Here is a 19,847-nt window from a genome sequence, read left to right as displayed (position 1 = left end):
GTCCAGCGCATGGAAGCAATGACCAAGGCGGATGTCGACAAGCTCGACAAGGGTCTTGCCGCGCATGGCGGCCGGCCCCTGCGTCCGCGTGACGCCGCGACCTTGATTCTTCTCGACCGCAAGGGCGACGAGGTGCTGGTGCTGATGGGCCGTCGCCACGCCGGCCACGCCTTCATGCCTGGAAAATTCGTGTTTCCTGGTGGCCGCACCGATCCGGCCGACAGCCGCATCGCGACAGCCACCGCATTGCATCGCGACGAGGAAGAAAAGCTGCTTGCCGGTCCCGGCCGCACCAGCGCTGCGCGCGCCCGGGCCGTCGCCTTGTCCGCAATTCGCGAGACCTATGAGGAAGCCGGTCTGCTGATCGGCCAGAAGGCCGCCTTTGCGACCGACAAGCGTGACTGGCAAGGTTTTGTCGAACACGGCGTGAGACCTTCACTCGAAACGCTGCGTTTCATCGCCCGCGCCATCACCCCGCCCAACCGGGTACGCCGCTTCGACACGCGCTTCTTCAGCGCCTGGCGCAACGATGTCGCCGTCGAACTGCCGGGCGGCGGCCCGACCAACGAACTCGAGGAACTGGTCTGGCTGCCGCTTGCCAAGGCCAGGGAAGCCGACATACCCGACATCACCCGAATGATCCTGGACGAGCTGGAAAAGCGCCTTGCCCATGACCCGCTGCTGCGTCCGGGCGGTCCCGTTCCCTTCTACCGGCTTGTCCGCAACCGCTTCACCCGCGAACTTCTGTAGAGCAATTCCAGGAAAGTGTGACGCGGGTTTTCCGCCCGGAATTGCCTAAGATCAAAGAGACAGAGTATTCAGCATCCCATGACGGTCGATACCCAACCACAGGGCGACGAACGCGTACACTGGCTGCCGATGGTGGCGGCGATCTCGTCGATCAGCGTCGTCGGCATCGCCATTGGCCTCGGCATGCCCTTGCTCAGCGTCATCCTGGAAACGCGTGGCCACTCGGCTTCGATGATCGGTCTCAACACCGCTGTCGCCGGTCTGGCCTCGATCGCAGGCGCGCCGCTGGCGACGCCGCTCGCCATGCGCTTTGGCGTCGCCTGGACCATGATTGGCATGATTGCCGCCGGCGCGCTCGCCTTCGTCGGCTTCCATTTCGCGCCCGATTTCTGGATGTGGTTTCCGCTGCGCATCGTGCTGCATATCGCGCTGACAGTGCTGTTCATCCTGTCGGAATTCTGGATCAGCACCTCGGCACCGCCGCACCGGCGCGGCCTTGTCCTTGGCATCTACGCCACCGTCCTGTCGCTCGGCTTTGCCGCCGGACCGTGGCTGTTCGCCCATCTCGGCAGCTCCGGCTTCAGGCCGTTCGGCGTCATCATCGGCCTGGTAACGCTGGCCGCGATACCGGTGCTGGCAGCACGCAACGAGAGCCCGAGCATCGCCTCCGACGGCGAAACCAGCAATTTCCTGCGCTACATCTGGCTGGTGCCGTCGGCGACCGCCGCCGTGCTGGTCTTCGGTGCGGTCGAAACCGGCGGCTTCGCGCTGTTCCCGATCTACGGCAATCGCATCGGCTATTCCGAAGCCGACGCGGCCTTGCTGCTGACCATGATCGGTCTCGGCAACGTGCTGCTGCAGATCCCGATCGGCATGATCAGCGACCGCGTCAGCGATCGCCGCTACCTGCTGCTCGCCTGCGCCACCGTCGGCCTTGCCGGCACGATATTCATGCCCTTCTTCGCGCAGAACTGGCACCTGATGGCGGCGCTCCTGTTCGTCTGGGGCGGCGTGGTCGCTGCCATGTACACGATCGGCCTTGCCCATCTCGGCTCGCAGCTTTCCGGCCATGAACTGGCATCCGCCAACGCCGCCTTCGTGCTCTGCTATGGCGTCGGCATGGTGCTTGGCCCACAGGCGATCGGCATCGGCATGGATGCGTTCGGTCCGTCCGGTTTCGGCTGGTCGCTCGGCCTGTTCTTCGCCGCCTATATGGCGCTGGTCGGCATCAGGCTCGTCCGCAAGATTCTTCTTTGACCCTTTGACGCAGCGTCCGCTGCTGACAGAACCGTGTCAGGAGCGCTGGGTTAAAAGAGTGTCCCAAAACATCGGAAGTTGAGGACACTCCCATGATCGACAGCGGCTTTGAAACCACATCCCTGCGCATGACGCTCCTGCTGCTTGTGAGCTTCCAGGCCCCGGCCGCGGATGTCGATCGCATCATGGACGCGGTGGTTGCGATCGCCCCGCTGGTGATGGGCAAATATGACCGCAACGCCTATCAGTCTGCGCACGGCATCGAGCGCTACAGGCCGCTTGAAGGGGCCGCGGCCGGCGCGGAAACCGAATTGCGCCGCCGCCCGGGCACAGTCGAGGTTTCGTTTGAACTGCCTGACGACCAGGCGCTAGCCGGTCGCGTCGTCGAGGCGATTTTCCAGGCCCATTCCTATCAGGAGCCGGTGATCCGCATCCAGCCGATCCTCGCCAGCCGCTCCAAGGGGCTGGACGACCGCGCCAATCCGAATCGCTGGTGGAACACGACCGGAGACTGGAAGAAGGTTGCGGTATCCGAGGCGGAAAACGCCTGATTTACGCGTAATGGGCGGGCCGGGCGGGCCACATCAGGTTCGCCGGGCTTGACTTTCCAGGCACGTTCTTTATGTGTCGCGCCAAGTTTCCCGCGTCCGGGTGTTTTTCCCGTGCTCCAGCGGCCAAAACCCCACGAACATAACGGACTGAGATCATGGCCAAAGCCGCAAACATCAAGATCAAGCTTCTGTCGACCGCCGACACCGGTTTCTTCTACGTGACCAGCAAGAACAGCCGTACCAAGACCGACAAGCTGTCGTTCCGCAAGTACGATCCGGTCGCCAAGAAGCACGTCGAATTCAAGGAAACCAAGATCAAGTAATCTGGGTTTCCCTTCGAAAACAAAAACGCCGCCCGATGGGCGGCGTTTTTGTTTGCAAGACAGCGCCTGCCCTCAGCCCGGGCTGAAATTCCGTCAGCCGATGCGATCGCCGCTTTGCGGGTCGAACAGATGCAGTGCTGGTAGGCCGCTCCAATCGCCACAACGTCGTGGTTCAGTCTAGCGCCTCTTCACCTTCGGCGTGATCTCCTCGACCCGCACCTAGTCGCCGATCTCCTTTGCCATATTGAGAGCCGCCTGCTTGTCCTTGGTCGTGATCACGGTGCGCCAATGCGGCTTCTCGAACACACTCACGACGTAGGTTGTGGCCGGTTTGCGCTCCGCCTTTTGCTGCTTTCATAGTTCATATGGATAAGTCCCGATCATAGGGATGAGTCCCTATTATATTAGCAGAAGCGTATACACCGGCCAGCCGGCGCGCCCGCCATATGCCCCACGCCGGCCGGGCCCGGCGCTCTGCCGCACCCCCGCCGATGCAGGGATGCCGGGCCGCATGGCATCCGCCTTGGAGGTGCGCGGGCCGATCCAACCGGTGCTGGGGCTTATAGGGGTTGGGTAGGCACAGCAAAGCATGGGAAAAGGCGTGTCCCGAGGGCGTGACGTGCGTATGTGGCGCGAAGCTGGGAAACTTGCTTTGTCGGGTGACTATGAAGGGTGGCAAGCGATTGAACGGGAGCTTCGTAGCAAAGGTTTTCCGCGCGCCAAGCTACTGCTTAATAACGATCGAGTCCGCGACAAATTAGATGATCTCTGTAAGAGCGCACAGGAGAAGCGTGCCGATGCCCACCGTACCTAAAGGCCAGAAGCGCCCCGACGATCTCTAGAAAAGCATGGCGATCTCCGATGAAAGGGGTCGCCGCAACGGGAGAACTGTATTCCTCGCCTTGTCACTGGCAAGGGCCAGCGCAACCCTTGCATGATGAATTCGTAGATCGTGCCAATTTCTTCATGGATCTCTCTGCCCGGGATGCCCTGGGCTTCCACCGCCCGTTTTGCGTCTACAGCCATATCGATCACCATCAGGACCGGGTCGATGATCGGATCGTCCGGTAAATGGTCCGCTATCCAATGATAGAGAAAATCACCGCCGCGCTTGCTCATTCTTCCCTAAAATCTTGCGAGGCAGGCACTGACTGGCAAGATCGGCATTTAATTAGCACATGCTGAATTATCTCGAGAGCATCTTAACGAATCATTGACCACGCTGTCCTATTTTGGAACAGCGCGGTCAAGTCCCATCATGACTGCGTGGGCGGCTCCGGCACTCCAGCCCCCGCCGCACTGTCGGAGCCGCTACCTCACTCTTCGAAGATACCAGCAATGGTTGAATCAACTGTTACCCACTGTGCTTTCCAGTGCGCTTTCCTAGCCGTTAAACTTTGATAGAACAGGGGATGATATCCATAGCGTGAACTATGCAGCAATCATAAGGATTGCGACAGATATCACATTGATTCAAAATGGCTATTTTCCGCCCATCGGGCGGCGTTTCTGTCTGCAAGACAGAATGCCGCTGGCTGAAATTCCTTCAGCCGATGCGATCGCCGCTTTTCGGATCGAACAGATGCAGCGACGCCGGATCGGCCGACAGCCTCACAGTATCGCCGGGCTTCACACCGGCGCGGCCCATGGCAAAGACGCACAGCTGCTGGCTGGCCAGTTTGACATAGAACTGCGTCGACAGGCCAAGCGGCTCCACCACCCCCACCTCGCCTTGCAGCGCACCATCATTGGCCAGCCTGATATGTTCGGGCCGCAGGCCGACGGTGATGGCGTCGCCGTCCTGCAGGGGCAGGCTGTCGGGCAGTTTCAACGCCTGACCATCCGCAAGCACGGCCTCCGAAGTGACACCCTTGCGAACCGTCGCCGGCAAAAAGTTCATGCCTGGTGAGCCGATAAAGCCGGCAACGAACATGTTGGCCGGCCGGTCATAGAGATCGAGCGGCGCGCCGACCTGCTGGATCAGCCCGTCATGCATGACGACGATGCGGTCGGCCATGGTCATCGCCTCGATCTGGTCGTGGGTGACGTAGACCGAAGTGGTCTTCAATTGCTGGTGCAGCGCCTTGATCTCGGCCCGCATATGGACGCGCAGCTTGGCATCGAGGTTCGATAGCGGCTCGTCGAACAGAAAAACCTTGGGATCGCGCACGATGGCGCGACCCATGGCGACGCGCTGGCGCTGGCCGCCGGACAATTGCCGCGGCAAGCGCTGCAGGAAATTGTCCAGGCCCAGCCGCTTGGCCGCACCGTCCACCCTGGCGTCGATTGTCGTTTTCTCCGCCTTCTTCAGGAGCAGGCTGAAGCCCATGTTCTTCGACACATCCATATGTGGATAGAGCGCGTAGGACTGGAACACCATGGCGATGTCGCGGTCCTTGGGTGCCACGTCATTGACCAGCCTGTCGCCGATGCGGATCTCGCCGCCGGAAGCCTCCTCCAGCCCCGCGATCATGCGCAGCAGTGTCGACTTTCCGCAGCCGGACGGGCCGACAAGCACAACGAACTCGCCATCGGCGATTTCAAGATCGACCGCGTGCAGCACGCGGACGGCGCCGTAATCCTTGCGGACCTTTTCGAGCGTAACAGAAGCCATCGATCTATCCTTTGACGGCGCCGGCGGTGAGGCCGGTGACGAGATAGCGTTGCAGGAAGGCGAAGAAGATGCAGACCGGGATCAGCGCCAGGATCGACGCCGCCATCATCTGCCCCCAGTCGACGGCGAATTTACCGATGAAGGTGAGCAGGCCGACAGCAAAGGTCTTCTGGTCGTCGCTGGAAATCAGCATCAGTGCGAACAGAAGCTCGCTCCAGGCGGCGGTGAAGACGAAACCGAGTGTCGCGCCCATGCCGGGCAGCGTCAGCGGCACGATCACCTTGCGCATCGCCTGCGCACGGGTGCAGCCGTCGATCATCGCCGCCTCTTCCAGGTCCTTAGGGATGCCGTCGAAGAAGGACTGCATCAGAAAGGTGGCGAAGGCGGTGTTGAAGGCGGTGTAGATGATGATCAGCCCGGTCAGGCTGTTGATCAGGCCGATCTGCCCCATGACGCGGTAGATCGGCGGAATGACCATCACCAGCGGAAAGGTCTGGGTCAAAAGCAGCATCAGCGCCAGTGCCGCCTTGCCGCGAAAGGTGAAGCGCGACATGGCGTAGCCGGCAAGCGTGGCAATGACTGTCACCAGGCCTGCCGTTGAGACCGAGACGATAACGCTGTTGAGAAAATAGCGCGGGAAATCGGTGGCTTCGAGCACGGTGATGAAGTTCTGCAACGTCATGTGCGACGGCCAGAAGGTGATGCCTTCGGAGTAAAGCAACCGCTCCGGCGTGACCGAGATCTTCAGCGTCCAGTAGATCGGGAACAGGGCGAAGACCACATAGGCGGCGATTGCCGCATAGAGGCCGACGCCACCGAAGAACCGTTGTGAAGTAGAACGTCCCGCGATCATCAGACGTGCCTCACCAGTGAGCGGCGGATGGCGATCAGCGCGATCGCATAGGCAATGAGCAGGACGAGCAGCAGCACGGCCACCGCCGAGGCATAGCCCTTGTCCAGTGATTTGAAGGCGCTGACATAGATGTAGACCGGCACCGTGTTGGTCGAGCCGGCCGGTCCGCCCTCGGTCATGACAAAGATCAGGTCGGCGAAAGTTGCGATCCAGATGGTGCGCAGCATCACCGTGATGGCAATGGTCGGCGCCAGGAACGGCAGCGTCACCTTGGTAAAGCGCTGCCAGGGCGAAGCACCGTCGATCGCCGCCGCCTCATGCAGTTCCGATGGAATGGATTTCAGCGCCGCCAGAAGCGTGATGGCGAAGAACGGGATGCCGAACCAGACATTGGCAATGATCGGCCCCCACATCGCCGTGGCAGGATCGGAGAGCACATTGGTCGGCTCGGCCTTCAGCCCCAGCGCGAACAGCCAGTGCGGCAGCGGCCCGACGATCGGGTTGAACAACCACGCCCAGGTCAGGCCCGACAGGAAGGACGGCACCGCCCAGGGCAGGAACACCAGCGCCTGCACCACCTTGCGGCCCCAGAACGGCTTGTCGAGCAGCAGCGCCAGGCCAAGGCCAAGGAAGAACTGGAAGAACAGGCTGGCGACAGTCCACCACAGCGTATTGACCAGCGCCTGCCCCAGCACCTGATCCGAAAACATCGCCTGATACTGGCCGAGCTCGACATATTCCGACTTGAAGGCCGAGAATTTGCGGAAGGAGTAGCTGATGCCGATGACCAGCGGCACCAAAAGCACCACGACCAGCAGGATGATCGCCGGGCTGAGATAGAGCCAGGGCTCAATGGCGGCATGCGACAGCCGCTTTCGTCGCGGCTTGCCGGCGGATCGTATTTCGGACACGGCATAGGTCATTGCTGAGGATCGGCTCCCTGGAGCGGCGGCGGATACGGCAGGCAGATGAGGGACAGAGCGAGCCTTGGGGTGCTGGCGCCGCCCCTCATCCGGCCCTTCGGGCCACCTTCTCCCCGTGAACGGGGAGAAGGAAGAAGCTGCGTTTACTTCTTGTTCTTGGCCAGCCAGTCCTGCTGTTCCTTGGTCAGGAACGTTGCCCATGCGTCGGCCGCTTCCTTGGCCGTCTTCTGGCCAAGCAGCACTTCCTGGAAGTTCTTGATCGCCACCTGGTCGACGAAATTGCCGAGGTTTTCCAGATGCGTCGGCGGCGTCACCATTTCATATTTGGAGGTGTCGCTGAGCTCGGTGAACCAGCCCTTGAACTGCTCGGTCTTGAAATGGGGATCCTGGTCCGCACCATTGTGGATCGGGACGACGCCGACTTCCTTGGCCCATTCCAGATTGTCCTTTGGCGACAGCAGCGTTGCCATCAGCTTCCAGGCGTCGTCCTTGTGCTGCGAGTTGGCGAACATCGCCCAACCGGCATAGCCCAGCGTCGGATAGGATTTACCGCTTGGCCCGACAGGCAGCGGCGCCACGGCGAAGTCGTCGGCGCTCATCTTGTCGGCGATGCCGAGCAGCGCGTCCGGATCCTGGTTGAGCATGGCACAGGTGCCGGAATAGAAGCCGGTGACGGTTTCGTTGAAGCCCCAGCTCACCGCATCCTTCGGCGCCAGCCCGTCCTTGTACATGTCGGCCAGCATCTGCAGGCCCTTGACCGAGCCCTCGTCATTGATGGTCGAGGTGCCGTCTTCGTTGAAGTAGCCGCCCTTGCCTGCGGCGATGTTCATGAACATGTGCATGCCGTTGAAGGCACCGGGGCCGCCGCGCAGGCAGTAGCCGTACTTGCCTGGGATGGCGGAGATCTTCTTGGAGTCGGCGATAAATTCGTCGAGCGTCGCCGGCGGGCCGTCGAGGCCGGCTTGCTTGAACAGCTTCTTGTTCCAGAACAGAGCGTTCACATAGTAGCCGTAGGGGATCATGTATTGGGTGTTGTTGACCGTCGAGCCAAACTGCTTGGCGCGCTCGCCCAGCGTCTTGGCGTCGTCCCACTTGGCCATGTAGGGGCCAAGATCCTCGAGCTGCGCATTGTTGGCATAGAGGCCCATCCAGCGTTCCGGCATCTCGACGACGTCGGGCGTGTCGCCGGCCTGCACCATGGTCAGGAACTTTTCGAAGGCCTGGCCCCAGGGCAGCGAGATCAGCTCAACCTTGACGCTGGGATTGGCGGCTTCGAATTCGGCGATCTGCTTTTTCAGGAACTCGGTGCGCGGCGGGCTGGTGATGACTTCGACCATTTTCAGGGTCGAATCGGCCGCAGCGTTCCCGGCGGAAATCGCCAGCCCCGCAACGGTGGCAAGCATGACGGTCAGTTTTTTCATGTTCAAGACTCCCATTTTGAACCCGCTTGTTATTTTCTGGCTTTTTCGAAGGCCTGGGCCACATCGGCCCAGAGGTCTTCGACACTTTCCAATCCGACATTGAAGCGGATGGTTCGGGGGCTGACGCCGAAGCGCGCCATCGAATTCAGTCCCGGCGTCTGCTCCAGCGACGCCTTGGCCGGCACGACCAGGCTCTCATGCCCGCCCCAGCTGACGCCGATGCGGAAATATTTCAGCGCGTCGACGAAGACAGGGATGTCGATATCGTCCGTCACCTCGAAGGAGAACAGACCGGCATAGCCGGCCAGCGTCGCCTTGCCCGGATGGTTCGAGTAGACGGGATGATTGACGCGCTCGACATTGGCATGCGCCTTCAGCCGTTCGGCGATGGTCAGCCCGCTCTTCATGTGGTGCGGCAAACGCAGCGGCAGCGTGCGCAGCCCGCGCAACAGCAGCCAGGCTTCGAACGGCGACAGCTTGCCGCCGAGATAGGAATAGGTCTGCTCGTTGATATGCTTGATGTGCGCGGCCGAACCCGCCACCACGCCGGCGACCGTGTCGCTATGGCCGCCGAGATATTTCGAGGCCGAGTGCAGCACCAGGTCGACGCCATGCGAGATCGGCTTCTGGAACACCGGTGAGGCCCAGGAATTATCGATGGTGGTGATGATGCCCTGCTCTTTCGCCAACCGGGCCAGATGGGCGATATCCTGCAGCTCGAACATCATCGAGGTCGGGCTTTCCAGATAAAGCAGCTTGGCGCCGGGAAGCGCTGCCGCCACCGCATCCGGATCGGAACCGTCGACATAATCGACCTTGATGTTGAGCCGCGGCAGAAGCCGCTCGAACAGCCGATAGGCATCGCCGTAGCAATTGCGCACCGCAACGATGCGCTCGCCAGCGCCGACGAAGGCAAGCACGGTGGCGCTGATCGCCGCCATGCCACTGGAAAAGCCACGCGCGGCCTCGGCGCCTTCGAGCGCGGCCACGCGCGCCTCGAACTCCATTACCGTCGGATTGTCGCCGCGCGAATAGATCGGCTGCTTCCGTTTGCCGGCAAAGGTGTCGGCCATTTCGGCATAATTGGCGAAGGTGAACAGCGACGTCTGGTAGATCGGCGGCACGACCGCGCCGCCAGGAAACGGTTCATCATGCGCCAAAAGCGTTGCCGCCTCGGCAAGATAATCGTGATCGAAACCGGTCGGATGCTCGTTCATATCTGGCTCGAAAGTTTGAGTTTGGCCGCACCGCGCTTGAGATCGTCCTCGACGGTGGCGATCAGCTTGAGCGCCTCGGCGCGGGCACCTTGCGGGTCGCGAGCGATTATGCGTTCGTACATGGTGCGGTGGTAGGGAAAGCTGGCGTGGCCGAAGTCGCGCACGCCGAGCGGATGCTCCCAGAAGCGGTGGAACAGCTCGTGCATGGCGGCGATGATCTGCTCGAACAGCGGATTGCCCGAGACGCGGTAGATCGCCTGGTGGAACTCCCAGTCCTCTTCCGACGACATGCCGTCGCGGGTGCGAAACGCCTGCTCCATGATATCGAGCTTGCGCTCGATCTCGGCAATGTCGGCTGGGCTCGCGCGCTCGGCGCAAAGGGCCGCTGCTTCCGCCTCCAGCGCGCGGCGGATTTCCAGTGTCTGCATGAGCGAAGCAAAATCGTTGCCGCCGGCCAGCGTCAGCGGCATGTGCAGCATGTCGGGTGACACAGCCGCCTTGAGGTAAGTGCCGCTGCCTTGCCGGCGCTCGACAAGACCGAGACCCTCCCACCGCGTCAGTGCCTCGCGCACCGTGTTGCGGCTGACCTTGAGCCGTTCGGCCAGGATACGCTCGGTCGGAAGCCGCTCGCCGGGCTGCAAGGCCTCGGCGCGAACAAAGCCCACCAACGCCTTCAGCACGGCGTCATCGCGCGCCGTCGTCTGAATGGGTGGCAGGCTGTTCTGGTCCACAAATTCTCCCCGAAACGCACAAGTGGTCCAATGGTCCAACCAATTCTGCACGGACGGAGAGATGTGTCAACAGCCGAAACGAGGACGGGCCGGACGGCTCGCCATGGCGCCGTTCGGCCCGTCAGTTCATGCTTGGCTTTACGCCGGCGTGACGGCTGCTCGCGTGGCGCGCCAGCGCGCGAACATCTCCTCGCGAACCCGCCTCGAACCCGCGAGCCGCTTCTTTGCCTCCGCCAGCACGGAAGGCGAGGCCTGTGCGGGCGTGCCCGATTGGAACGGAGGAGCCGGGGCATATTCGAGCGAGAGCTGCACCGTTTCGGCCTCGGCCTGACCGAGAAGCCTGGCGACCAGGGCGAGACCGAAATCGATCCCCGAGGTGACGCCGCCAGCGGTTATCAGGTTTCCGTCCTCGACAATTCGCTCGTCGACTGGAATGGCGCCGAACTCGGCGAGGAAATCATGCGCGTACCAATGCGTCGTCGCCCGCTTGCCTTTAAGCAGGCCGGCGGCACCGAGCACCAGGGCACCGCTGCATACCGAGGTGATATAGCGTGCCTGCGCAGCGCGCTCCCGCACGAAATCGAGGACGGCCTGGTCCTCCAGCAGCGGGTTGACGCCGCCTCCACCCGGAATGCACAGCACATCGAGAGGCGGGCAATCGTCGAAGGTCGCCGTCGGGTTGAGCGACAGCCGCGTCGACGACATCACCGGATTGCGATCCTTCCAGATCAATTCCACCTCGGCGCCCTTCGCCGATGCCAGGACTTCATAAGGGCCGGTGAGATCGAGCTGCTGGACATTGGGGAAGACGAGGATGCCGAAACGAAGGCTCATGGAACTCTCCACAGGTTGACTTCAGCCAATCTAAGGCATCATGCTTTGGCACGATCGCCAATCACCCCTCGTTTCTAGCCAAATCGCCATGCGCCGTATCGAAATTCTTGCCTATCCCGACATCCAGCTCCTCGATGTCAGCGGGCCGCTTCAGGTTTTCGCCAGCGCCAACGACTTCAGGACGCAGGCCGGAGAACCGGCTCCCTATGAGATCGCGGTCGTCGCCGCCTCGCCGCAGATCAGGACATCGGCCGGTCTCGTGCTGGAGGCAGCGGGCATGCCGGTGCACGGGCTGGAGATCGACACGCTGATCGTGCCTGGCGGATGGGGCGTCAACGCGGCCTGCGAGGACCCCGAACTCGTCCAATGGATAATGGGCCGCTCGCACGACGCCACGCGAACAGCTTCCGTGTGCAGTGGCGCCATGCTTCTGGCGACGGCAGGACTGCTCGACGGCCGGCGTGCGGTTACCCACTGGGGACGCTGCGCCGAGTTCGCGCGGCGCTTTCCAGCGGTCCGCCTGGAACCCGACCCGATCTTCATCCGTGACGGCAATGTCTGGACGTCGGCAGGCGTGACGGCGGGCATAGATCTCGCCCTTTCCTTCGTCGAAGCTGACCTTGGCCGGCGTGTGGCGCTTGCGGTGGCGCGCGAGCTGGTGGTTTTCCTGAAACGACCCGGTGGCCAGGCGCAGTTCAGCCAGACGCTCAAGCTGCAGCAAGGCGACGAACGCTTCGACCAGCTGCATGGCTGGATTCAGGACAATCTGGACGGCGACCTTTCGCTGCCGAACCTGGCCGAGCGCGCCAATATGAGCCCGCGCAGTTTCTCCAGGCACTATAGGGAGGCAACGGGCCGCACACCAGCGCGCGCGATCGAGGAGATCCGGATCGAGGCGGCGCGACGGATGCTGGAACGGGGCCAGGCCGTCAACCAGACGGCCCGCCGCTGCGGCTTCGGATCGGAAGAGACGATGCGGCGCGGTTTTCTAAGAGTCCTCGGCACAAATCCGCGCGATTATCGCGAACGCTTCTGACGCAAAGGCCTGCGGCGTGTCGCTAACTCGCGGCGGGCGGCCCGAACCAAATGGTCAGCGCCTCAGCCAGCCCCTCCCGGGTTCCAATCCCGATCCAGGCGACATAGCCATCGGGCCGGATCAAGATGGCGTCGGGCGCGGCGACCATCCCGAGCATCGGAAGCTCCCAGGCACCGGCATACAAAGCGTCGATCTGCCGAACCCGATCCGCCCAGGGCGCAATGTCCAGCCTGCTTGGTTCACCGAGGTTGAGAAGCACCGGCCGGGCGTCGTGCAGCAAGCTGAAGACCCGCATCGGACCGCTGGCCGTGGCCAGGTCGAGGTCGGGCATTCGCCGCCCAAGCAGCGGATGTCCCACGCCGAGATCGTAATGGATACCCAGACCACACATCTCCGCGGCGATCCGTTTGCGCGGCTCTTCCATGCCAAGCAGTTCGGCAAAGATGTCGTTCAATGCCTTGGTGCTGGCATCCATGCGACGAAGCGCAACCTGCGCCATCGCGTTGCGCAGGACGCGGGCGGCTATTGGATGGCGTTCGGTGTGATAGCTGTCGAGCAGGCTTTCCGGTGAGGTTCGCTTGACCACCTGGGCCAGTTTCCATCCCAGATTGACCGCGTCCTGCACGCCAATATTGAGCCCCTGCCCGCCCATCGGCGGATGGATATGGGCTGCGTCGCCGGCCAACAGGACGCGTCTGTCGCGGTAAGCGGCGGCCTGGCGCGTTGTGTCCGTGAACCGGGAGATCCAGGTCGGGCTGTGGACCCCGAAATCGGTGCCGTAGACCGCGACAAGTGCCTCGCTGAGATCGCCCAGCGTCGGTTCGCCGCCGATGGTCAGTTGCCGCTCGGTCAGCACGACACCCACCCGGTCGCCTTCCTCGATTTTGCCTATCGCATGAATTCCGTAGGCGTCGCTGCGAAAGCCCAATGCCGGTTCCCTAGACATTTCGACCTCGGCGATCATCCAGCTCATCGTCGGATCCTGTCCCGCGAACTCGATGCCCGCCGCCTTGCGGATTATGCTGCGTCCTCCGTCGCAGCCGACGAGGTATCGTGCCCTCAACCGTTGGCCACCGGACAAATCCAGGTCGACGCCGTCATCATCCTGCGCAAAGCCCGTGACGTCCTGTCCGCGGTAGATCGGCACCTGCAACTCGCTGATCCAGTCGGCCAATATCCGCTCGATATGGTTTTGCCGCAGGGCCAGCAGACAGTTATACCGCGTAGGAAAATCGCCGATGTCCAGCCGGATCATGTGGAAGCCGACTGTCGGGAAGCGCTGCCCCTGGGAGAGAAACCGGTCGGCAATTCCGCGTTGATCGAGCACCTCGATGGTGCGTGCGTGCAGGCCACCCGCACGCAGGCCGATCAGTTGCTGGTTCGGTCGCCGCTCGACGATGGCGACATCGATGCCGGCCAAAGCCAGTTCGCCCGCCAGCATCAGTCCGGTCGGACCGGCCCCGACGATGACCACTGCATGATCCCGACCGTCTGCTGGCGACACAACAACCATTCTCATCTCCCGTTTCCGCTGGCGAGGGCCGCGGTTTTACGAGAACAGGCGGGGCTTGCCGCAAGCCCCTTGTGCGCCATATGTACAAAATGGAGAGAGGTACTCTCCTTGCCCTGGATGAACGACAGCCCAAAACGGCAGTTCGCAGTCGCGCCGCCGCAGCTGAAGCCGCCACTGCCCAGCAAGCGTTATTCAGATTTTCCCACGCAAGAAAAAAGCCCCTTTCGGGGCTTTTGCTGAGGCTTGAAACTAAGGGGGCCGGTCGGCGATTGGCAGCGGTACGAGGAGGCCACTATGTGCCAGCGCCGGCCGGCCGACCCCACGGACCCAGGAGATGCGGCGGACCTGAGCATCATGGGGTATTCCTGAGGATCGAGCCGGCTATCTATCCCTCGTGCCGGCTTCGTCTCGCACTGCACATTTGCGCAAGAGCTCATAAAAATCAACAGTTTCTTAACCAAGGCTCGCGAATCGCTTGGATTAAGGTAAATAGCTAACCTTGTTGGATTGACCGGACAATCAGGCGCGGAGGACTACGCCGCCTTGGCAACGACGCGGTTGCGTCCGCCGCTCTTGGCTTCGTAAAGCGCGAGATCGGCGCGCTTCATCAGCGCCGCCACCGTATCCACGCCCTTCAGCACCGACGACACGCCAACGCTGACGGTGACCTCGATCGTCTTGCCATCGGTACCGATGGCGAAGGGCTGCTGGGCGATTTCGGCGCGGATGCGTTCGGCCACTTTTTCGGCCACCGCACCATCAGTGTCCGGCATCACCACCACAAACTCCTCGCCGCCGAACCGACAGGCAAGGTCGATACCCCTGACATTCTTGCGCAGCCGCCGGGCGAATTCCCGCAGCACCTCGTCGCCGCCATCATGGCCGTGCGCGTCATTGATCGACTTGAAGCGGTCGAGATCGGTGATCATCACCGATAGCGGCCGGCGCCGCGCCACGGCGCGGTCGAACAGCGTCTGCAGATGGCTGTCGAGATAGCGGCGATTGTGCAGCCCGGTCAGGCCGTCCGTCACCGCCATCTCGATGGTCTGGGTCACACTGGCGCGCAATTGGTCGTTGTAGCGCTTGCGTCGCACCTGGGTGCGTAGCCGCGCCGTCAGCTCCTGTTGGTCGATCGGCCGCATCAGATAGTCGTTGATGCCGAGTTCGAGGCCGCGGATGATGCGCTCCTCCTCACCCTCATCCGCCAAAAGGATGATCGGCACGAAACGGGTGCGGTCGAGCGAGCGCAACTGCGAGCAGAGCCGGAGCGGATCGAAATCGGCGAAGGCCGTCGAAATCATCACGCATTCATAGGATGTCTCGGCTGCCTGGAAGAACCCGGCATGCGGATCGCTGTTGACGTCAAGATCGGCGCGATCACGCAACATCTTCTGGATGCGCTCGACCGACGATTTGCGCTCGTCGATCAAAAGCACTTTCGGCGCCGTGTCTTCGGACGCGAAATTGCGGCTGAGCAGCTCTTCGATGCCGATGTTGCGCGTCGTCGAGGCGCGCAGCCTGAGCTCGTCGGTGAGAGACTTCAACCGGACCAAGCTCTTGACCCGCGTCATCAGTTGCAGGTCGTTGACCGGCTTGGTCAGGAAATCGTCTGCGCCGGCCTCCAGCCCGCGCACACGATCGGAGACTTGGTCGAGCGCCGTGATCATCACCACCGGGATGTGCGACGTCGCCGGATCGCTCTTCAGCCTGCGGCAAACCTCGAACCCGTCCATGTCAGGCATCATCACGTCGAGCAGCACGACATCGACCTTGCCGTTCTCGCAGGTCTCGATCGCATCAGGCCCGTTGGTGGCGGTCAGCACCTCGAAATATTCGGCCAGCAGCCGAACCTCCAGCAGCCTCACATTGGCAGGGATGTCGTCGACGACGAGGATCCGCGCGGTCATTTCACAAGGCTCCGGCTCGGCTGGAATGGCACATCAGGCATCGCCCAGATAGGATTTGATGGTTTCGATGAAACGCGGCACCGAGATCGGCTTCGAAATATAGGCCTCGCAGCCGCCCTGGCGGATGCGTTCCTCGTCGCCCTTCATGGCGAAGGCAGTCACCGCGATGACCGGAATGACGTGCAGATCGTCATCTTCCTTCAGCCATTTGGTCACTTCCAGCCCCGACACTTCGGGCAGCTGGATGTCCATCAAGATGAGATCGGGCCGGTGCTGACGCGCCAGATCGAGCGCCTCCAGGCCATTGCGGGTGCGCACCGTCTCGTAGCCGCTCGCTTCTATGAGGTCCCGAAAGAGCTTCATATTGAGCTCATTGTCCTCGACGATCATGACCTTCTTAGGCATCGACATCCCGTTCCGGCCGTCCTTCCGATCGAAGGTGGCCGTCATGCGCCCCTGGTTGAACGCACCAAACCCTGCTTCACTATACGGCAATATGATTGACGAAACGGAAACCCTCGGGCTGCAAAGCAGCGCGAATTCCACCTCGCCTCCCTGCGCGTCCAAACGGCGCGCCGTGCTGTAAAGGCTTGCCGCAAGCAATTCTTGCCATTACTGCGGAAGAGACTCATTCCACATACCGAAGGTAGTGATGGCAAACGCGGCGTCAATGCGCGAAGAGGCGGAAACCCTTGCCGTGAAGGCGCTGGGCTTCGTCGCCTCAGATCCGGAGCTGTTGCCGCGTTTTCTGGCGATCACCGGAATAGAGGCGCATTCGATCCGCAGGGCCGCCGGCGAGCCGGGTTTTTTGGCCGGCGTACTGCAGTTCATTCTCGCCCACGAGCCGACCCTGATGCGCTTTGCCGAGGAAACCGGCACGCCGCCGGCCGCCGTCGGCAAGGCGTTGCGCGCCCTGCCGCTCGGCGACGACAACCATGAGCATTCCATATGAGCGATGATCCAGAGACCGCGCGCCAGATCGAGGAACTGGCCGACGACGACCGGCCGTTGCTGGTGCTTGACGTCGACGACGTCGTGCTCGAATTCATTCGCCCCTTCCCGCATTTCCTCAAGTCGCGCGGCTATGGCCTGACGCTGGCGTCCTTCCGGCTGACCGGCAACATTGCCGAAACGGCCAGCGGCCGGCTGATCGAACAGCCCGAAGTCACGACACTCCTGGGCGATTTCTTCGACGCGCAAGCCGATTGGCAGAGCATCACCGACGGCGCCGCGGAAGCCTTGGCAAGGCTTGGCGACCGCGCGGAAATCATCTTGCTGACGGCCATGCCGCACCGGCATCGTGCCGTACGCCGCGCCCATCTCGATGCTCTGGGTCTGAACTATCCGCTGTTGACCACCGAAATGGCCAAGGGACCGGCGGTGGCCAGGCTGCGCGGCAAGAACGGCCGGCCGGTGGTCTTCGTCGACGATCAGCCGCACAATCTGGCGTCGGTGCGGGAATCGGTCACCGACGCCAATCTTTTCCATTTGATGGCCGACAATTCGCTACGGGCATTCCTGCCGGCAGTCCCGGACGATGTCATCGTCGTCCAGGACTGGCACGAAGCCGCGCCGAAGATCGCGGGCGCGCTGGGGCTCTAAACACTAGACGCAAGTCCCAAGGGGAATCTCTACGCGCTTTCCCCGAAACTGCTCGAAGGCTGTACCCTCAAGGATTCAGCTTCGCGCCGGCCCCGCCATTGTCGCCGCCGCCACTATTGGCGCCACCGTCATTATCGCCGCCGCTGCTATCGTCCGCACCATCACCGTCATCGACACTGTCGTCCACCGCCGGATCGGCGGGCTTCAGCATAACGCCGTTCACGGTGACCGAGCCGTCGGCCTTGGTGCTGACAGCCCATTCCAGACGGCCGTCCGGCAGCGTCTTGGCAAAACCCTTGGCCATGAGAGCGACGGGCACGTACTGTCCCAGTTCCGGCTCCGCCTTCGCTGCGTCCTGCAGATGCGCCATGATCTTGTCGAAGCCGGCGACATCGACCGTAAGATTGGCGTCGGGCTTTTCACCGAAGCTTGTCATCTCGCCTTCCAGCGCGATCTCCATGTCCTTGTTCTTCACGGTGCTGTGGCCGATGACAACCTTCGGCGCCTTGGCCAGGAAGTCGGCTTTGAGCTGGTCGCCGAACTCGGGCGACAGCGGCGGCTTCTTATTGAGATCAAGCGCTTCGATCGCCTTCTTCGCCATGCTGTCGAGATCGATATTGGCGCCGCCGAAATTGAGGTCGATATCGGTGGGCAGCAACGCCACGCTCCAGCTCGGCAAAAGCTGCTGCGGCACGGTCAGCCCCGACGCCTTGATGCCGTAGGTGATCTTGCCGTTCTGGGAAACGCCGTCGCTGCCGAACACGGTGCTGAGTTGCGTCGCCCCGAAAGTGCCGATCGGGCTGTCGACGGCGAAATCCTTGAAGCCATAGGTGCCGTCGATGCGCTCCCACACCGGAAGCGCAGCGAGCAGAAGCGACTTCAGTTGCGCCTGGTTTGCCTTCAGCGTCTTCTCGTCCTCATTGGCCACGGCAAATGCCAGGAGGTCGAGCAGCGGCTTGGTCTGCACGCCCTTGCCGCTGGCTTCCACCGACAATTCCGGCGACTTGATGGTGACCGGGAAATTCACCCCGCTCTCGGGATCATTGAATTTGATGGCCTCGACGAAATTCGAAATTTTTTGCGACATCGTGAAGTCGACGCCGCCATTGGCGGCCTTGGTGGCGGCAATGGTCGCGGTGCCGGCACCAGTGCTGGCCTCCATCTGCTGCTTGGCATCCTTCGATGCCATCGTCATGCCGGCCAACGAACTGGTGCCGCTGATGAAGGCCGCCAGATAGGGGTCGTAGACGCCTGAACCCTTGCCGTCCTTGATCGAAAACTGCGTGCTTTGCAGCCCCTCGGGCCCGTTGAACTCGAAGGATCCGCTTTGCGAAAAATCCATCGAGACATCCCAGGTGCCGTCGCTGCGCGACTTGACCAGCAAAGCGTAGGGCGCGAAGTCGAGTTTCACCTTTCCCTCTGCGGGAAAGGTCGCCGCAAGCGCCTGGAGATCGAACACGATCTTGTAAGCGTTGCCTTCGACCGAGACCTTCAGAATGCCCTTGTCGAGCGCCTGCTTGCCGACATAGCGGGACAGGTCGTCGGACAATTGCTTCGCCCCCTGGCTGTCGACGGTCTGGCCGAAAGCGGGCGCGCAGAACAGCAGCGCGGTAAAGGCAGTTGGCAACATACGGTTCACGGCAATTCTCCGTTGGATCGAAAAGGCAAAAACGTGTCGTACTTCTGGTAGGGAAATACCATCACAACTGCAAGATGATGACAGTCAGGCAGCCGGTTTGAGCACCAGCCGCATCAGCGGCCGGCCCGCCTTGCGCTCGACGAGCCGCTCGAAACCGGCCTTCTCGAACACCCCCGACGAGCCGACGAACAGACCGATCGAACGCGAATCGCGCGACAGGTCGATCGGGCAAGCCTCGACAAGCCGTGCCCCGTTGCTGCGGGCGAAATCGATGCCGCCCTCAACGAGGCGATGGGTGATGCCCTGGCCGCGCGCCTTGGCGCGGATGAAAAAGCAGGAGATCGCCCACACCGCCGGATCGGTAGCGTCGGCGGGATCGATCGGAGCCGAGCCCCTGCCCTTGTTGTTCCATTCGGGCACGTCGGCGCGTGGTCCGATCTGCATCCAGCCAACCGCCTTGCCGTCCTCGAAGGCCAGCAGGCCGGGCGGCGGGCCGGCTTCGATGCGCGCCTTGATGTGGTCCTTGTTGCGTTCGCGGCTGCTCTCGCGCCGCGCTGCCGGCGCCAGCCTGAAATGCGTGCACCAGCAGCCGTAGCAAGCACCCTGCTTGCCGAAAAGGTCCTCGAAATCAGGCCAAAGCTCAGGCGCCAGCGGCGCTATGGTCGTGCTCATACGG

The 19,847-nt window shown here is 62.2% G+C and carries 20 protein-coding genes; 7 read left to right on the top strand and 13 right to left on the bottom strand.

The genetic code is table 11. From position 1 onward, the window contains the following. The first annotated feature begins 9 nt into the window (after positions 1–9). The 4 genes from AC56QX_RS21900 to rpmG all read left to right on the top strand — a co-directional run bounded on the left by AC56QX_RS21900 (position 10) and on the right by rpmG (position 2,881). Positions 10–750: an NUDIX hydrolase gene (locus tag AC56QX_RS21900; protein ID WP_497110568.1), complete on the top strand. Its 741-nt coding sequence runs from the start codon at positions 10–12 to the stop codon at positions 748–750. Positions 751–828: 78 nt separating this feature from the next. Continuing rightward, entirely contained in the window at positions 829–2,007 is a 1,179-nt protein-coding gene (locus AC56QX_RS21895; RefSeq protein ID WP_497110567.1) for an MFS transporter, read from the top strand. A 92-nt stretch (positions 2,008–2,099) separates the two neighbouring features. Then, positions 2,100–2,558 carry a YqfO family protein gene (locus tag AC56QX_RS21890; RefSeq protein WP_497110565.1) on the top strand — a complete coding sequence of 153 codons (459 nt, stop codon included), beginning with the start codon at positions 2,100–2,102 and terminating at the stop codon, positions 2,556–2,558. Between the two features lie 155 nt (positions 2,559–2,713). After that, positions 2,714–2,881, top strand: a complete 168-nt coding sequence (rpmG, locus tag AC56QX_RS21885; protein WP_006201775.1) for a 50S ribosomal protein L33 — start codon at positions 2,714–2,716, stop codon at positions 2,879–2,881. 810 nt (positions 2,882–3,691) lie between these two features. Here rpmG and AC56QX_RS21880 read toward each other — a convergent pair. The 8 genes from AC56QX_RS21880 to AC56QX_RS21845 form a co-directional block, all read right to left on the bottom strand. Next, the gene (locus tag AC56QX_RS21880) at positions 3,692–4,000 is read right to left on the bottom strand and encodes a hypothetical protein (protein WP_497110564.1); all 309 of its coding nucleotides are present in this window, start codon (positions 3,998–4,000) and stop codon (positions 3,692–3,694) included. 427 nt (positions 4,001–4,427) lie between these two features. Beyond that, positions 4,428–5,495 (bottom strand): ABC transporter ATP-binding protein, encoded by a 1,068-nt coding sequence (locus AC56QX_RS21875; protein ID WP_497110562.1) that lies wholly within the window; start codon positions 5,493–5,495, stop codon positions 4,428–4,430. 4 nt (positions 5,496–5,499) lie between these two features. Further along, a complete protein-coding gene (locus AC56QX_RS21870; protein WP_497110560.1) occupies positions 5,500–6,348 on the bottom strand; it encodes a carbohydrate ABC transporter permease in 849 nt (282 codons plus the stop codon). Next, on the bottom strand, positions 6,348–7,271 hold the full coding sequence (locus AC56QX_RS21865; protein WP_497110559.1) for a carbohydrate ABC transporter permease: 924 nt from the start codon (positions 7,269–7,271) through the stop codon (positions 6,348–6,350). Before AC56QX_RS21865 ends, AC56QX_RS21870 begins: the two co-directional genes overlap by 1 nt. Positions 7,272–7,414: 143 nt before the next feature. Then, on the bottom strand, positions 7,415–8,692 hold the full coding sequence (locus AC56QX_RS21860; RefSeq protein WP_497110558.1) for an ABC transporter substrate-binding protein: 1,278 nt from the start codon (positions 8,690–8,692) through the stop codon (positions 7,415–7,417). A 29-nt stretch (positions 8,693–8,721) separates the two neighbouring features. Beyond that, positions 8,722–9,909 (bottom strand): PLP-dependent transferase, encoded by a 1,188-nt coding sequence (locus AC56QX_RS21855; RefSeq protein WP_497110556.1) that lies wholly within the window; start codon positions 9,907–9,909, stop codon positions 8,722–8,724. Next, complete coding sequence (locus tag AC56QX_RS21850) at positions 9,906–10,640, bottom strand: FadR/GntR family transcriptional regulator (RefSeq protein ID WP_497110554.1); 735 nt, start codon at positions 10,638–10,640, stop codon at positions 9,906–9,908. Before AC56QX_RS21850 ends, AC56QX_RS21855 begins: the two co-directional genes overlap by 4 nt. Positions 10,641–10,778: 138 nt before the next feature. Beyond that, on the bottom strand, positions 10,779–11,474 hold the full coding sequence (locus AC56QX_RS21845; RefSeq protein WP_497110552.1) for a DJ-1/PfpI family protein: 696 nt from the start codon (positions 11,472–11,474) through the stop codon (positions 10,779–10,781). A gap of 88 nt (positions 11,475–11,562) precedes the next feature. On the opposite strand from AC56QX_RS21845, the gene AC56QX_RS21840 reads away from it, so the two are divergent. Then, the gene (locus AC56QX_RS21840; protein WP_497110551.1) at positions 11,563–12,510 is read left to right on the top strand and encodes a GlxA family transcriptional regulator; all 948 of its coding nucleotides are present in this window, start codon (positions 11,563–11,565) and stop codon (positions 12,508–12,510) included. A 22-nt stretch (positions 12,511–12,532) separates the two neighbouring features. On the opposite strand, the gene AC56QX_RS21835 is transcribed toward AC56QX_RS21840, so the two are convergent. The 3 genes from AC56QX_RS21835 to AC56QX_RS21825 all read right to left on the bottom strand — a co-directional run bounded on the left by AC56QX_RS21835 (position 12,533) and on the right by AC56QX_RS21825 (position 16,335). Then, positions 12,533–14,023 carry an FAD-dependent monooxygenase gene (locus tag AC56QX_RS21835; RefSeq protein WP_497110549.1) on the bottom strand — a complete coding sequence of 497 codons (1,491 nt, stop codon included), beginning with the start codon at positions 14,021–14,023 and terminating at the stop codon, positions 12,533–12,535. Positions 14,024–14,556: 533 nt separating this feature from the next. Further along, a complete protein-coding gene (locus AC56QX_RS21830) occupies positions 14,557–15,930 on the bottom strand; it encodes a PleD family two-component system response regulator (RefSeq protein WP_497110548.1) in 1,374 nt (457 codons plus the stop codon). Between the two features lie 33 nt (positions 15,931–15,963). Continuing rightward, entirely contained in the window at positions 15,964–16,335 is a 372-nt protein-coding gene (locus AC56QX_RS21825) for a response regulator (protein WP_006334976.1), read from the bottom strand. A 247-nt stretch (positions 16,336–16,582) separates the two neighbouring features. Here AC56QX_RS21825 and AC56QX_RS21820 point away from each other — a divergent pair, with 247 nt between their 5' ends. Continuing rightward, the gene (locus AC56QX_RS21820) at positions 16,583–16,882 is read left to right on the top strand and encodes a DUF3572 domain-containing protein (RefSeq protein WP_258583493.1); all 300 of its coding nucleotides are present in this window, start codon (positions 16,583–16,585) and stop codon (positions 16,880–16,882) included. Continuing rightward, positions 16,879–17,532, top strand: coding sequence for a hypothetical protein (locus AC56QX_RS21815; RefSeq protein ID WP_497110546.1), 654 nt, complete (start codon positions 16,879–16,881; stop codon positions 17,530–17,532). Before AC56QX_RS21820 ends, AC56QX_RS21815 begins: the two co-directional genes overlap by 4 nt. Positions 17,533–17,599: 67 nt before the next feature. On the opposite strand, the gene AC56QX_RS21810 is transcribed toward AC56QX_RS21815, so the two are convergent. Together AC56QX_RS21810 and AC56QX_RS21805 are read right to left on the bottom strand one after the other, a co-directional pair. Continuing rightward, positions 17,600–19,162 carry a hypothetical protein gene (locus tag AC56QX_RS21810; protein ID WP_497117838.1) on the bottom strand — a complete coding sequence of 521 codons (1,563 nt, stop codon included), beginning with the start codon at positions 19,160–19,162 and terminating at the stop codon, positions 17,600–17,602. Between the two features lie 93 nt (positions 19,163–19,255). Further along, positions 19,256–19,843, bottom strand: coding sequence for a GNAT family N-acetyltransferase (locus AC56QX_RS21805; RefSeq protein ID WP_497110545.1), 588 nt, complete (start codon positions 19,841–19,843; stop codon positions 19,256–19,258). Between the last annotated feature and the right edge of the window lie 4 nt (positions 19,844–19,847).

The organism is Mesorhizobium sp. RCAM 06353, from assembly GCF_059683585.1.
This window is presented reverse-complemented; position numbering and strand designations above follow the sequence as displayed.